Source organism: Burkholderia sp. Tr-862 (assembly GCF_011753085.1).
In the GTDB taxonomy this organism is placed as follows: Bacteria; Pseudomonadota; Gammaproteobacteria; order Burkholderiales; family Burkholderiaceae; genus Burkholderia; species Burkholderia ambifaria.
Window position 1 is genome coordinate 1 of the sequence record NZ_VWWG01000175.1, and the last position, 12,761, is coordinate 12,761.

Annotated in this window: 17 protein-coding genes; 10 read left to right on the top strand and 7 right to left on the bottom strand. The window is 65.5% G+C overall.

Annotated elements, in window-relative coordinates; translation table 11 throughout:
- A partial coding sequence (locus F3J14_RS29335; protein ID WP_282100761.1) for a DnaA N-terminal domain-containing protein occupies positions 1-262 on the bottom strand: 262 nt, incomplete at its 3' end.
- Between the two features lie 420 nt (positions 263-682).
- Between F3J14_RS29335 and rpmH the strand changes: the two genes are divergently transcribed.
- From rpmH to yidC, 4 genes are all read left to right on the top strand, one after another.
- The gene (rpmH, locus tag F3J14_RS29340) at positions 683-817 is read left to right on the top strand and encodes a 50S ribosomal protein L34 (RefSeq protein WP_004198824.1); all 135 of its coding nucleotides are present in this window, start codon (positions 683-685) and stop codon (positions 815-817) included.
- A 15-nt stretch (positions 818-832) separates the two neighbouring features.
- Positions 833-1,294: a ribonuclease P protein component gene (gene rnpA / locus F3J14_RS29345; protein ID WP_021157986.1), complete on the top strand. Its 462-nt coding sequence runs from the start codon at positions 833-835 to the stop codon at positions 1,292-1,294.
- Between the two features lie 75 nt (positions 1,295-1,369).
- On the top strand, positions 1,370-1,636 hold the full coding sequence (gene yidD / locus F3J14_RS29350; RefSeq protein WP_006750110.1) for a membrane protein insertion efficiency factor YidD: 267 nt from the start codon (positions 1,370-1,372) through the stop codon (positions 1,634-1,636).
- Between the two features lie 8 nt (positions 1,637-1,644).
- Positions 1,645-3,309: a membrane protein insertase YidC gene (yidC, locus tag F3J14_RS29355; RefSeq protein ID WP_012365026.1), complete on the top strand. Its 1,665-nt coding sequence runs from the start codon at positions 1,645-1,647 to the stop codon at positions 3,307-3,309.
- A gap of 128 nt (positions 3,310-3,437) precedes the next feature.
- On the opposite strand, the gene F3J14_RS29360 is transcribed toward yidC, so the two are convergent.
- Entirely contained in the window at positions 3,438-3,875 is a 438-nt protein-coding gene (locus tag F3J14_RS29360) for a transcriptional regulator (protein ID WP_166725923.1), read from the bottom strand.
- 338 nt (positions 3,876-4,213) lie between these two features.
- Here F3J14_RS29360 and mnmE point away from each other — a divergent pair, with 338 nt between their 5' ends.
- On the top strand, positions 4,214-5,608 hold the full coding sequence (mnmE, locus tag F3J14_RS29365; RefSeq protein WP_166725924.1) for a tRNA uridine-5-carboxymethylaminomethyl(34) synthesis GTPase MnmE: 1,395 nt from the start codon (positions 4,214-4,216) through the stop codon (positions 5,606-5,608).
- A 237-nt stretch (positions 5,609-5,845) separates the two neighbouring features.
- On the opposite strand, the gene F3J14_RS36120 is transcribed toward mnmE, so the two are convergent.
- The 4 genes from F3J14_RS36120 to F3J14_RS29380 form a co-directional block, all read right to left on the bottom strand.
- Positions 5,846-5,971 carry a hypothetical protein gene (locus tag F3J14_RS36120; RefSeq protein WP_006750105.1) on the bottom strand — a complete coding sequence of 42 codons (126 nt, stop codon included), beginning with the start codon at positions 5,969-5,971 and terminating at the stop codon, positions 5,846-5,848.
- A gap of 149 nt (positions 5,972-6,120) precedes the next feature.
- Complete coding sequence (locus tag F3J14_RS29370) at positions 6,121-7,479, bottom strand: sensor domain-containing diguanylate cyclase (RefSeq protein ID WP_166725925.1); 1,359 nt, start codon at positions 7,477-7,479, stop codon at positions 6,121-6,123.
- A gap of 110 nt (positions 7,480-7,589) precedes the next feature.
- On the bottom strand, positions 7,590-7,838 hold the full coding sequence (locus F3J14_RS29375) for a DUF2795 domain-containing protein (RefSeq protein ID WP_166725926.1): 249 nt from the start codon (positions 7,836-7,838) through the stop codon (positions 7,590-7,592).
- A 101-nt stretch (positions 7,839-7,939) separates the two neighbouring features.
- Positions 7,940-8,110: a hypothetical protein gene (locus F3J14_RS29380; RefSeq protein ID WP_006489933.1), complete on the bottom strand. Its 171-nt coding sequence runs from the start codon at positions 8,108-8,110 to the stop codon at positions 7,940-7,942.
- Positions 8,111-8,261: 151 nt separating this feature from the next.
- Between F3J14_RS29380 and speG the strand changes: the two genes are divergently transcribed.
- The 3 genes from speG (at position 8,262) to F3J14_RS29395 (ending at position 10,383) form a co-directional block, all read left to right on the top strand.
- On the top strand, positions 8,262-8,804 hold the full coding sequence (gene speG, locus F3J14_RS29385; RefSeq protein WP_166725927.1) for a spermidine N1-acetyltransferase: 543 nt from the start codon (positions 8,262-8,264) through the stop codon (positions 8,802-8,804).
- A 500-nt stretch (positions 8,805-9,304) separates the two neighbouring features.
- Positions 9,305-9,652 carry a hypothetical protein gene (locus F3J14_RS29390; protein WP_166725928.1) on the top strand — a complete coding sequence of 116 codons (348 nt, stop codon included), beginning with the start codon at positions 9,305-9,307 and terminating at the stop codon, positions 9,650-9,652.
- A 176-nt stretch (positions 9,653-9,828) separates the two neighbouring features.
- Entirely contained in the window at positions 9,829-10,383 is a 555-nt protein-coding gene (locus F3J14_RS29395; protein ID WP_006750100.1) for a YaeQ family protein, read from the top strand.
- A 10-nt stretch (positions 10,384-10,393) separates the two neighbouring features.
- Here the strand turns inward: F3J14_RS29395 and F3J14_RS29400 are convergent, their stop codons facing one another.
- A complete protein-coding gene (locus F3J14_RS29400; protein ID WP_059602970.1) occupies positions 10,394-10,807 on the bottom strand; it encodes a VOC family protein in 414 nt (137 codons plus the stop codon).
- 429 nt (positions 10,808-11,236) lie between these two features.
- Between F3J14_RS29400 and ada the strand changes: the two genes are divergently transcribed.
- Positions 11,237-12,328: a bifunctional DNA-binding transcriptional regulator/O6-methylguanine-DNA methyltransferase Ada gene (gene ada / locus F3J14_RS29405; protein ID WP_166725929.1), complete on the top strand. Its 1,092-nt coding sequence runs from the start codon at positions 11,237-11,239 to the stop codon at positions 12,326-12,328.
- Positions 12,325-12,761: AlkA N-terminal domain-containing protein (locus tag F3J14_RS29410; RefSeq protein WP_282100762.1), on the top strand; the 437-nt coding region annotated here is incomplete at its 3' end. The genes ada and F3J14_RS29410, both read left to right, overlap by 4 nt.

Here is a 12,761-nt window from a genome sequence, read left to right on the forward strand (position 1 = left end):
TGCTGCGCATGCCGGCTTTCGGATCGAGGACGAACTGGACTTCGATCGGCGCATTCCAGAAATCCCGGGCCAGATCGGAGATCCGGCCCGAAAACTGGCTCTTGACCCAGTCCAGCTTGAAGCGGTTCGGCGCGGCGATGGACAGCGTGTTCGCCGACGCATCGAAGGCCACCGGGGCCAAGGGTTTGATCCACGTCACGTACTGCTGGGGCGTCAGCTCGCGCTCCAGCAGTGCGGAACAGTGTTGCCAGAAATCGTTCATCAAGTAGCTGTCGTTTTTTGCATGCACAGCGCGGCTCGCCGGCGCCCTTGTCGCGGTGGCGCAACAAGGCCCGAAGCGGTCGTGCGAGCGTGCGTCGGACGCCTGCGTCACAGTGTGGAGGGGCAGGCGCGGGCCGAAGCGGCGTGCGGGATTCTTGGAGATAAGGCGAGATTCTAACGCCAAACGCGGCCACAGCGGGACTTATCCACAGGCTGGGGTTGTGGGTCGCGGGGCCGGATCGGCAGAGGCCGGCACAGGCGGACGACTCCTAAAGTATTGACCGCCAAGAGAAAAACGGTTTAAATAGCGGGTTCCGCGAAAACCAATCCTGTATTCCCGGCGATTGCGTTCGCCCGAATGCCTCCGGTTAAGGGCACGCGGTCCCCTGAATTTCGACATTCTCGAACAAGTGAGAACATCATGAAACGTACTTACCAACCGTCCGTGACGCGCCGCAAGCGCACCCATGGCTTCCGTGTCCGCATGAAGACGGCAGGTGGCCGCAAGGTCATCAACGCTCGCCGCGCGAAGGGCCGCAAGCGCCTCGCCATCTAAGGCAGGTTGCGCGCTGTGTCCGCCGTCCGCAGTCCTGCGGAAGGTGCCGTCGAGCCGGGTGCGAATCCGTCGCAGACGAAAGCCGCCTTCCCGAAAGCTGCGCGACTTCTGAAAACGGATGAATTTTCATCCGTTTTTCGTTTGCGCCCCTGGCGGCGTTCCGCGCACTTCGTGATCTACGGCAAGCCGACCGGTCAGCCTGCCCGTCTGGGGCTCGTCGTCGGCAAGAAGTATGCGCCGCGTGCAGTAACACGTAACCTCGTGAAGCGGCTGGCGCGCGACGCGTTTCGCTTGCGCCGGGCCGAATTCGCCGGTTACGACCTGCTGCTGCGGCAGCACACGCGCTTCGACAAGAAAGCGCTGCCGAGCGCGGCTTCCGCCCCGCTCGCGGCGATGTGCGCGGCTGAAATCCGCGAACTGCTCGACAGGGCAGTCCGGGAGATCGCGCGCCGGGCGTCGAAGCCCGCGTCCGAGTGACGCATCCGTGCCCGGTGCGGCGTTCGCGCCCGCCCGGCCGGTTTTGACGCGGCGTCGAACGGCGCCGCCCAAGGTATGGAAACGGTATTGATCGCCTTGCTGCGCTTCTACAAGGTTGCCGTGAGCCCTATGCTCGGCAACCGTTGCCGTTTTTATCCTTCCTGTTCGGATTACGCGCGCGAGGCAATCCAGTATCATGGCGCCGCGCGCGGCACGTATCTCGCCGTCAGGCGCGTGTGCCGATGCCATCCGTTTTCCGCGGGCGGCATCGACCTCGTCCCGCCGCCCAACTCCGACACTCGCGCTCGCGGCGAAGCCGACGCGCGGTCCCATCGACTCTGAGACAACGCATGGATATCAAACGCACCGTCCTATGGGTGATCTTCTTCATGTCAGCTGTCATGCTGTACGACAACTGGCAGCGCTCCCATGGACGCCCGTCGATGTTCTTCCCGAGCGCCACGCAGACGGCCCCCGCCGCTGCCGGCGGCGCATCGGGCACGGGCGCGACGACGACGACCGCAGGTGAAGTGCCTGCCGCCGCGGCGGGCACCGCACCGTCGACGACGGCACCGGCCGCGCAGGCGCAGCTCGTGAAGTTCTCGACCGACGTGTATGACGGCGAAATCGACACGCGCGGCGGCACGCTCGCGAAGCTGACGCTGAAGAAGCAGGGCGACGGCAAGCAGCCGGACCTGTACATCACGCTGTTCGACCACACGGCCGGCCACACGTATCTCGCACGCACGGGCCTGCTCGGCGGCGACTTCCCGAACCACAACGACGTCTACACGCAGGTCAATGCGGGCCCGACGTCGCTGACGGGCGACCAGAACGCGCTGAAGCTGTCGTTCGAATCGCCGGTGAAGGGCGGTGTGAAGGTCGTGAAGACCTACACGTTCACGCGCGGCAGCTACGTGATCGGCGTCGACACCAAGATCGACAACGTCGGCACGGCACCCGTCACGCCGACGGTCTACATGGAACTGGTGCGCGACAACACGGCCGTCGAAACGCCAATGTTCTCGCACACGTTCCTCGGACCGGCGGTCTACACGGACGCGAAGCACTTCCAGAAGATCGATTTCAGCGACCTCGACAAGAACAAGGCGAACTTCGAGAAGGCGGCCGACAACGGCTGGGTCGCGATGGTGCAGCACTACTTCGCGTCGGCCTGGATTCCGCAGCAGGGCGCGAAGCGCGACATCTACGCTGAAAAGATCGATCCGGCGCTGTATCGCGTCGGCGTGAAGCAGCCGGTCGCCGCGATTGCTCCGGGCCAGTCGGCCGACGTGCAGGCGCGCCTGTTCGCCGGTCCGGAAGAAGAGCGCATGCTCGAAGGCATCGCGCCGGGCCTGGAACTCGTGAAGGACTACGGCTGGGTGACGATCATCGCGAAGCCGCTGTTCTGGCTGCTCGAGAAGATCCACGGCTTCGTCGGCAACTGGGGCTGGGCGATCGTGCTGCTGACGGTGCTGATCAAGGCCGTGTTCTTCCCGCTGTCGGCCGCGAGCTACAAGTCGATGGCGCGCATGAAGGAAATCACGCCGCGCATGCAGGCGCTGCGCGAACGCTTCAAGAGCGATCCGCAGAAGATGAACGCCGCGCTGATGGAGCTGTACAAGACCGAGAAGGTCAATCCGTTCGGCGGCTGCCTGCCGGTCGTGATCCAGATCCCGGTGTTCATCTCGCTGTACTGGGTGCTGCTCGCGTCGGTCGAAATGCGCGGCGCGCCGTGGATTCTGTGGATTCACGACCTGTCGCAGCGCGATCCGTTCTTCATCCTGCCGGTGCTGATGGCCGTCTCGATGTTCGTGCAGACGAGCCTGAACCCGACGCCGCCGGACCCGGTCCAGGCGAAGATGATGAAGTTCATGCCGATCGCGTTCTCGGTGATGTTCTTCTTCTTCCCGGCTGGCCTGGTGCTGTACTACGTCGTGAACAACGTGCTGTCGATCGCGCAGCAGTACTACATCACGCGCAAGCTCGGCGGGGTCAAGAAGAAGCCGGCCTGACGCCCGTGGCACACGCGGGCGGCCAGCCGCCCGCGATGCACGCAAAAAAGCCGCATGGAGCGATCCATGCGGCTTTTTAGTTTCCGGCAGGTGGCGCGGCGGCGTGCGCGTACGTGGGCCGCTGCCGTTCAGGCCTTCTTCGCTTCGATTTTCGGTTCGCCGCCGTAGAACTGCTCGATCAGCTCCTGAACGAGGTAGCGCTGATGCGGCGGTAGCGCTTCGATCTTCGACGCAAGTTCGATCGTCTCGGGTGTCGGCGGATAGCGCTCGTCACGCGGCAGCGGTTGCGGCGTCGTATGCTCGATCACGCTCGGCGATGGGCCGTAGTGCAACCAGTGCAGCTCCACGCGCAACCAGCCGGCGAGCGTTTCGAGTTTGTCCGGCGTCGGAATCGTGCGGCCCGTCAGCCATTTGTGCGCCGTTTGCGGCGAAACCGGCTGCGCACCGCGGTGACGCAGATTGAACCGGTTCGCGAGCTCCGTCGCACCGGTGACCTTCTCCGGGCTGCGCCGCAAGGCGAATTTCAGGCGTTCCGAGAACGCTGCTTTTTCTTCGGGTGTCGGCATGGGGGTGATTGTGCAATTCCTCCGACGCGTCTCAGACAACTATATAAGATAAACATAGCCTATTTGGATGAATCCCAACCTGTCGCGGAGCGTACGGCGGATTTGGGGGCCCCAGCATCGAGCCACTCCGACAGGCATATTCGTCCGAAATGGACAGGACGCGGCTGCCCGGGATTGATACTCGACTTAGCTCCGTCGGGATAAATTCGGCCGAGTTCGAAACCGATATGGCGTCCGGTGGCGTGCGGGCCGGCACGCTACAATGCCGGCGTCCCGATGCCCGAACTGTTGCGCGGGCGCACCATTCACTGTCTGCTTACCCGATTCGTCCGATTCCCATGCTCGCTACCGATTCCGATCCGATCGTCGCCATTGCCACTGCTGCCGGCCGGGGCGGCATCGGCGTCGTCCGCGTGTCGTTCGGGCGCGGCGGCGAGGCGGCCGCGCTGCCGCTGATCGACGCGTTGTGCGGGCAGCGGCTCGCGCCGCGCCATGCGAGCTACGTGCCGTTCCTCGACGAGCACGGCGCGCCGCTCGACCGCGGGATCGCGCTGTATTTCCCCGCGCCGCATTCGTACACCGGCGAGCACGTGCTGGAACTGCAGGGGCATGGTGGACCGATCGTGATGCAGCTGCTGCTGCAGCGCTGCCTGGACGCAGGGCGCGGCTTCGGGCTGCGGCTCGCGCAGCCGGGCGAGTTCACGCGGCGCGCGTTCCTGAACGACAAGCTCGATCTCGCGCAGGCCGAGGCCGTCGCCGACCTGATCGAGGCGAGCACCGAAGCGGCGGCGCGCTCGGCCGGGCGCTCGCTCGATGGCGCGTTCTCGCGGCAGATTCATGCGTTGGTCGAGGACGTGATCACGCTGCGGATGCTGGTCGAGGCGACGCTCGATTTCCCGGAAGAGGAAATCGACTTCCTGGAAGCGGCCGATGCGCGCGGCAAGCTCGCGAAGATCCGCGAGCAGCTCGCGCACGTGCTCGGCGACGCGCGGCAGGGTGCACTGCTGCGCGAGGGGCTGTCGGTCGTGCTGGCGGGGCAGCCGAACGTCGGCAAGTCGTCGCTGCTGAATGCGCTCGCCGGCGCGGAGCTGGCGATCGTCACGCCGATCGCGGGCACGACGCGCGACAAGGTCGCGCAGACGATCCAGGTCGAGGGGATTCCGCTGCACATCATCGATACGGCCGGGCTGCGCGAGACGGAGGACGAAGTCGAGCGGATCGGGATCGCGCGCACCTGGAGCGAGATCGAGCGCGCGGACGTCGTGCTGCATCTGCTCGATTCGCGCACGGGGATGACGGCGGATGACGAGGTGATCGCCGCGCGGTTTCCGGGCGGCGTGCCGGTGGTGCGCGTGCTCAACAAGACGGACCTCACCGGCGTGCCGGCGTGCGTCGAGCATCCGACGGCGGAAGGCGATCTGACCGAGGTGCATCTATCGGCGAAGCGCGGCGACGGGATCGACATGCTGCGCGCGGAGCTGCTGCGGATCGCCGGGTGGCAGGCCGGGGCCGAAGGGGTGTATCTCGCGCGCGAGCGGCATCTGATCGCGCTGCGGGCCGCGCAGGAGCATCTTGCGCAGGCGGCGGATCATGCGGAGCAGCGCGCTCAGTCGCTCGATCTGTTCGCGGAGGAGCTGCGGCTCGCGCAGGAACAACTCAATGCGATTACCGGGGAATTCACTTCCGATGATCTGCTGGGGGTTATCTTTAGCCGGTTCTGTATCGGGAAGTGAGCGCATGCTCTCACGACAGCCCGACGGTGCGGGACATTCCCTGTTCGCCCTGTAATCCTGTCAAGGACGGGAACAAGGATGCGCGGCTCGACCGTCTGCACGGCGAAACACTCGCTGCGCTACAGGTATTTCTGATGCATGCGGAGCCGGTCAAGCCGGCTTGACGGGGCTGCGGCCCGGACCGTCGATGCTGCTCGCTACACTTGCATGCCGACGCATCCGAACCCGCTACCGTCATCAATCCCAATGCCGATGATGATGGTAATACCCGCCACCACCGTAATACCCGCCGCCATCCGGCACCACGATGCAGCCGCTCAACAGCACGGCCACACCGGCAATCAGTAAGAGGGTTTTCTTCATCGCGTTCACCTGCTCGGATTCGAGATGAACCGAGCATAGCGAGCGCGCTCAACACGGCGTGTAAGCGATCGTTTCCCCGTGCCGGATTCCGTAACGGCGGATTATTCCGGTCACAATGACCGTAACAAATCCCCAATCCGCAGACGTTTTCACGCCACGACGACGCGGTTTCGCCCCGCATCCTTCGCGCGGTACAGCGCGGCATCGGCGGCTTCGATCAACGCATCGGGCGTCGAGAGCTCGTCGGCCGACACGGTCGCGCAGCCGACGCTGACGCTCACGCGTCCTGCCGATGACGACGGCATCGCGAGATCGAGCCGCAGCACGGCTTCGCGCGCTTCCTCGGCAACGAGCCGCGCACCGCGCGCGCCGGTGTTCGGCAGCACGATCGCAAACTCCTCGCCGCCGTAGCGCGCGACGATATCCGCCGGCCGCCGCACCGCACCGGCCAGCGCATTCGCGACCGCGATCAGGCACGCATCGCCCTTCACGTGACCGAACGCGTCGTTGTATGCCTTGAAGTGATCGACGTCGACCATCAGCAGCGACAGCGGTTCGCCCTGTCGCCGCGCCTGCAGGAACAGCGTGTGAAAGTGATCGTTGAAGTGGCTGCGATTGAACGCGCCCGTCAGCCCGTCCCGTGCGGACGAACGGATCAGCATCGTGTGCGCCTCGAACAGCCGCTGATACAGCATCGTCACTTCCCAGGCGAGCACGCACACGAGTATGCCCGGCGTGAACATGCTGAACACGCGCGCGAGATACCAGCCGATCGTGAAACGATGGGTGCTCAACAGGTTCAGCGTCGTATCGGTCAGACACGCGAGCACCGCGATCGCGAGCCAGAGGTCGAGTGTCGTGCGCAGCCGGCCGGAGACCAGCACCGCGACGAGCGCCAGCGCATTGAGCATCCACACGACGAGCGCGACGCCGTTGACAGGCAGCACGGCCGCATTGCCCGGCGGATGAAACGCGGGTGGCAGCGACACGTTCAGCGCGAACAGGCACAGCAGCCCGGCGGAGACAGCGGGCCCGCCGACCAGCGCGAGCGTCCACCAGCGCGTCTGCCGGGCGCCGATCGGCGCGCGCGCCAGCCGAGCGCGCGCGAGCAGCGCGACCATGACGAAACCAGGGAAGCCGGCGTGCCAGAAGATCCACATCCACGCGGCGCTTTGCGGTTGTGCGCCGAACAGCCCATGCGGCGCGAACACGCCGGGAAAGGTCAGCAGCTGCAGCGCGACGGCGAGTGCGGTGAACGCATAGGCGCCGCCGAGCGCGCCGAGCACGGGCTGGCGCGTCACGGTGAACTGCGCGCCAAGGAAGAATGCGGCGATGCTCGCGGTGGTGAACACGGTCAGCGCGCACATCGGCATGAACGGCTCGACGGCCGGCAGCGCGACGTTCGCGTGTGGCGCGGCGATCCCGAGCGCGAGCACGATGACAAGTGCCGTCAGCGCGCCGAACCACAGCTGACGACGCGTCGTGTGCTGGATCAGAATTCCTTCCATGGATTCCCCCGGGCGCTTATGCGGAAACGCCCGGTCTTGGCGCCGGGCGACATGCATCCGGCCGCGATGCGATCGGTGCGGCCCGATCCTATCTCGTTATTGGCGCGCGTTCAAATACCGAGGCCGGGGCCGAAGTTGCCGGCGACCCAGCGCGTGACGGCATTGACGTCCGCGTAGTCCTGTTCGGGCAGGCCGTCGAGCATCGACAGCACTTCGTTGCTCGCGCCCGCATCGCGCGCGGCGTCGACGATCGCATCCTTGTTCGCGGGGTAGCGGACGGCGGCCAGCACGTCGGCGATCTGCAGATCGATCGCTTCGCCGGGGATATCGTGCGGAGGGAGAGCGGGTTTGTCGTTCACGTCGGCGTCTCGCTGGTTGAGCGGGAATCGGTTCGTACCGGAAGGCGGCACCGTTCGGGGCGGCCCGCCCGGACGGCTGCACTGCGGGGAAGGCGATCGACTCAGTGCCCGCGCCGCACGCGGCGCCACGGATGCTTCCAGTCGATATGCGGTGCGTTTTCGTCGCGCGGATGCTGGCGCCGATGTTCCTGCCACAGTTCGTCGGAGAACAGCGCAGCCACGATCACGAGTGGCAGCACGAGGAAGATGCCGAGTATGACTTGCTCGATCACGATAGCCTCCTTGCGGTGGCAGGAACCCTTGCTCCCATTCTAGGCTCTGAACTTCGCCCGCGGTCAACTTCTTGCACCGCGGAATACCCCTGTTCGCGGTAGCGCGTCACGGGTGTTTCACGCACGCGCGGGCATCAAAAAGGACACCAACATGCAACTCCAGAACGACAAGCACACGCTTGCATTGCGGCCGCTGGAGCGCCAGGACCTGCGCTTCGTTCACGAGCTGAACAACGACGCGAAGATCATGCGCTACTGGTTCGAGGAGCCGTACGAAACCTTCTCCGAGCTGTCGCAACTGTATGACCGTCACGTGCACGACCAGCGCGAGCGCCGCTTCGTCGCGGTCGATCCGCAGGACGAACTGGTCGGCCTCGTCGAGCTGATCGAGCTCGACTACATCCATCGTCGCGGCGAGTTTCAGATCATCATCGCGCCCCAACGCCAGGGGCGCGGTTATGCCGGCCAGGCGACGCGCCTCGCGATCGAATACGCGTTCAAGGTGCTGAACATGCGCAAGCTGTACCTGATCGTCGATACGTCGAATGCGGCGGCCATCCACGTGTACGAGAAATGCGGATTCCAGCACGAGGCGGAATTGAGGGAAGAATTTTTCGGCAACGGCGCGTATCACAACGCGTATCGCATGTGCATTTTCCAGCGCGATTATTTCGAGCGCCCGCAAACGGCCTGAATAAAGCAGGGTAAAAATACGGGTGAAAACCCCCGCGGCCCCGCTGCCGCGGGCGCCCGGCCCACTCGAAAAATACGGGTAAATACGAACGCGCTTATACCTGGCATTTTTCTTGTATCAAGTAAATGCGATCCCGCACTGCGGTAAATTCATATCGTTTCGGATGACTTTGTGTGCGGCGCACCAAAATAATCCGGATATTGAAATGAATTATCCAAACCGTTCAATCGGCGTATTGTAACTTTGCTGAAAGTCTTGCCCCGCAATGCTTTGCGACCGGCGATGCGCACCGCGCCGCGGGCCGGTAGACATCGGCGCCCATGGGCGACACGCGAAAAACCGGGTGCGCGCAGGGTGCGACAATTCGCCGCTATTGCGATCGCACAACAAATGTGCTTGCTATCGCTTGCCGGTCTTCTAAAGTGAAAAACGCGGGTTCACGATCACCTTTAAACACATAGCTAACCCAGCCTGGTGCCCGCAAGCCTGGAGACAAAAACATGATGAATCGAACCGGTGTCCTTTTTGCCCTTGTCGGTGCATTTTCCGTGGTGTCGATTGCCCAGGCAGGCGGCGATGCGGCTGTCCAGCCGAAGCAGGAAATCCAGCTGACGAAGAATGCATGGGGTTGTCTGTCGAAAGACAATCTGGACTCCGTACTGAACCACGAGCGTGACGGCAAGTCGCAGGCGAAGCAGCAGTACTTCGATGACTACCGTTGCCTGTCGGTGCCGGAAGGCCAGCGCTTCCGCGTGGTGTCGGTCGACCAGGGCGACGTTCAGTTCGTCAGCGCCGACAACAGCGACCAGCAGGGTCTCTGGACCGATTCGCGCTTCGTCAAGCAGTAACCGCACGCGCACCTCTCGCGCCCCCGCGCGCCGGCCGATGCGCTGGCGGCGCGGCCAAAACGCGGCCCGGCCGATGCCGGGCCGTCGTGCTGTGGAGCGCCCGTCGCGTGCCGGGCGGCGTGCATTCGGTATCATCACGACCCACCGAACCGAATGCCCGCCCGGGCCGTATCCGCATGGCGCTGAAATCCACGATCTACAAAGCCGAGCTGCAAATCGCCGACATGGATCGGCACTACTACGCCGATCACGCATTGACGGTCGCCCGTCACCCGTCGGAAACCGACGAGCGGATGATGGTGCGCATCGTCGCGTTCGCGCTGTTCGCGCACGAGCGTCTCGAATTCTCCAAGGGGCTGTCGGACGTCGACGAGCCCGATCTGTGGCAAAAGGACCTGACGGGCGCGATCGACGTATGGATCGAGGCCGGCCAGCCCGACGAACGGCGCATCTCGAAGGCGGCCGGCCGCGCCGGGCAGGTCACTGTGATCGCGTACGGCGGCAAGGCGTCGGACATCTGGTGGCAGGGCGTGCGCAGCAAGGTGGAGCGGCTGCGCAACGTGCAGGTGCTGTCGCTGGCCGACGGCGTCGCGGCCGCGCTCGGGCGCCTCGCCGAGCGCACGATGCGTCTGCAATGCACGGTGCAGGACGGCGCCGCGTGGATCTCGAGCGCCGACCACGATCCGGTTGCAGTCGAATGGACCGTGCTGAAGGCGCGCGCCGGCGCGTGACGGCCGACGCTCAGCCGAGCGCGGCGGGCGGTCCCTTGAATTCCAGCATGTTCCCTTCGGGATCGAACAGATAGATCGACGGCCCGTAGCCGCCGGCGCCGTAGCGCTCGGCGGGGGCGCCGGGGCGCGCGCCGTGCGCGGCGAAATGCTCGATCAGCGCGTCGGGGTCGAACGGCTCGACGCGCAGGCAGAGATGGTCGAGATTGCGGCCGGTGCCGGGCGGGCCGCTGTCGGGACGGTCGATCGGGCCGCCGACCGACAGCAGGTCGATCAGTGCGTCGCCGGCGCGCAGCTGCACGAGGCCCAGGTCGGGTTGTTCCTTCTCCACGTGGCAGCCGACGGCGTCGCAGTAAAAGCGCGTCATCGCAGCCATGTCGGTCACGCGCAGCACGACGTGATCGATCGCGCGGATGGTCGGTTTCATGAGCAGGCACTCCTTCATGGATGGCGTGCCCCGAGTGTAGACCGCGCCGGCGCTGGATGCCGGAACGCGTCACCGATCGACGGACGAAAAAAAGCCCGTTCACGCAGAGCGGAACGGGCTTAATCCATATCAGGAGGAGACATGGAGGAGACAGTTCCAACTATACACACGGCGATGGTGCGTTGCAATATTCCGAGTGTAAAAAATGGTCAGGACGGCGATTTGTCGCAGCCGCACTGCAGCAAAAAGGTGACGGGAAGATGACGAAAGTGGCGTCCGGGCAGCGCTCGCGCGGCTTTTCGTCCGATTGATCGATTTGGATGCGTCCCCGGTTTTGCCAACGCGAATCACAGAGCAAGATTCAGGGCGCGACGGCCCATGCCGATGTCTAGAGTAGGCACCATCTACACTAGAGAGTGCGAGGTTCAGATGAAAACCGCCTATCCGACCGACGATGCCCGCTGGGGCGCCGTGACCGCCCGCGATCCGAATGCGGACGGCGCGTTCTTCTATGGCGTGCGTACCACCGGCGTGTTCTGCCGCCCGAGCTGCGCGTCGCGGCTGCCGCGGCGCGAGCATGTCTCCTTTTTCGCCGACCCGGCCGCGGCGCGCGCGGCAGGCTTTCGCCCGTGCAAGCGCTGCCAGCCGGAAGGGCTGCCGCGCGAGCTCGAAATCGTCAATCGGGCATGCGCGGTGCTCGACGCGCATCCGGAGCGGCTCACGCTGCAGCAGCTCAGCGATGCCGTGCACGTGAGCCCGTTCCACCTGCAGCGGCTGTTCAAGCGCGTGGTCGGCGTGTCGCCGCGGCAGTACCAGGCCGCGCAGCGCGGCGCCGCGCTGCGCGAGGCGTTGCAAAGCGGGCAGCCGGTGACGCAGGCGGCCGTCGACGCGGGTTTCAATTCACCGTCGCGGCTCTACGCATCGGTGCCGCGCGAGTTGGGGATGGCGCCGTCCGCGTTCCGTCGCCAGGGCGCCGGGCTGCGGATCGACTATGCGACCGCGTCGACGCCGCTCGGCACGGTGCTCGTCGCCGCGACCGAACAGGGCATCTGCCGGATCGCGTTCGGCGACGAACCGGCGCCGCTCGTCGACGAACTGAAGGACGCGTTCGCGCGCGCCGAGCTGGTCGAAGCGCCGTCGCGGCTCGCGCCGTTCGTCGCGCAGATCCGCGCGTATCTCGACGGCACGCGGCACGCGTTCGACCTGCCGCTCGACATCGCGCCGACCGCGTTCCAGCAGCGCGTCTGGGAAGCGCTGACGCACATCCCGTACGGCGAAACGCGCAGCTACTCGGAGATCGCCGAGGCGCTCGGCTCGCCGCGTGCAGTGCGCGCCGTCGCATCGGCCTGCGCGTCGAACCCGGTCGCGCTCGCGATTCCGTGCCATCGTGTCGTGCAGAAGGGCGGCGCGCTTGCCGGATATCGCTGGGGCGTGCGCCGCAAGGCGACGCTGCTCGCGTCCGAGGCGCGCCGTATGCGCGACGATGAAACCGAAGCCGTTGCGGAGGGCAACGTAGTTTGAGCATCGAAACAACCACGATTACCTCGAGCGCGAACGGCGGCCAGGTGCCGCCGTCCGCGCAGATGGAGCTGCGCTTCAAGGCGCCGTACGACTGGGCGCGCGTGCTGCGCTTCTTCAGCGGACGTGCGATTCCGGGTGTCGAACAGGTCGTCGACGGCGTGTATCGCCGCATCGTCGATCTGAACGGCGACGCGGGCCGCCTTACGGTTACGAAGCATCCGCGCCGGCATTGCCTGATCGCGACGGTCGAAGGGGCGGCCGCGCGCCATGTCGACGACGCATTCGCGCGCCGCGTCGCGTCGATGTTCGATCTCGGCGCCGATCCGGCCGCGATCGGCGGCGGGCTCGCGCGCGACCCGTGGTTCGCGCCGCTCGTCGAGGCCGCGCCGGGGCTGCGCGTGCCGGGCGCCTGGTCGGGGTTCGAGCTCGCAGT

What these genes read in the sequence shown, in the direction of transcription:
- F3J14_RS29370 (WP_166725925.1), bottom strand. Translation starts at nt 7,479, where the DNA reads ATGGAAGGAATTCTGATCCAGCACACGACGCGTCGTCAGCTGTGGTTC.
- speG (WP_166725927.1), top strand. Translation starts at nt 8,262, where the DNA reads ATGCAACTCCAGAACGACAAGCACACGCTTGCATTGCGGCCGCTGGAG.
- yidD (WP_006750110.1), top strand. Translation starts at nt 1,370, where the DNA reads ATGGAAACGGTATTGATCGCCTTGCTGCGCTTCTACAAGGTTGCCGTG.
- F3J14_RS29400 (WP_059602970.1), bottom strand. Translation starts at nt 10,807, where the DNA reads ATGAAACCGACCATCCGCGCGATCGATCACGTCGTGCTGCGCGTGACC.
- F3J14_RS36120 (WP_006750105.1), bottom strand. Translation starts at nt 5,971, where the DNA reads ATGAAGAAAACCCTCTTACTGATTGCCGGTGTGGCCGTGCTGTTGAGC.
- rpmH (WP_004198824.1), top strand. Translation starts at nt 683, where the DNA reads ATGAAACGTACTTACCAACCGTCCGTGACGCGCCGCAAGCGCACCCAT.
- yidC (WP_012365026.1), top strand. Translation starts at nt 1,645, where the DNA reads ATGGATATCAAACGCACCGTCCTATGGGTGATCTTCTTCATGTCAGCT.
- mnmE (WP_166725924.1), top strand. Translation starts at nt 4,214, where the DNA reads ATGCTCGCTACCGATTCCGATCCGATCGTCGCCATTGCCACTGCTGCC.
- F3J14_RS29395 (WP_006750100.1), top strand. Translation starts at nt 9,829, where the DNA reads ATGGCGCTGAAATCCACGATCTACAAAGCCGAGCTGCAAATCGCCGAC.
- F3J14_RS29360 (WP_166725923.1), bottom strand. Translation starts at nt 3,875, where the DNA reads ATGCCGACACCCGAAGAAAAAGCAGCGTTCTCGGAACGCCTGAAATTC.
- ada (WP_166725929.1), top strand. Translation starts at nt 11,237, where the DNA reads ATGAAAACCGCCTATCCGACCGACGATGCCCGCTGGGGCGCCGTGACC.
- F3J14_RS29390 (WP_166725928.1), top strand. Translation starts at nt 9,305, where the DNA reads ATGATGAATCGAACCGGTGTCCTTTTTGCCCTTGTCGGTGCATTTTCC.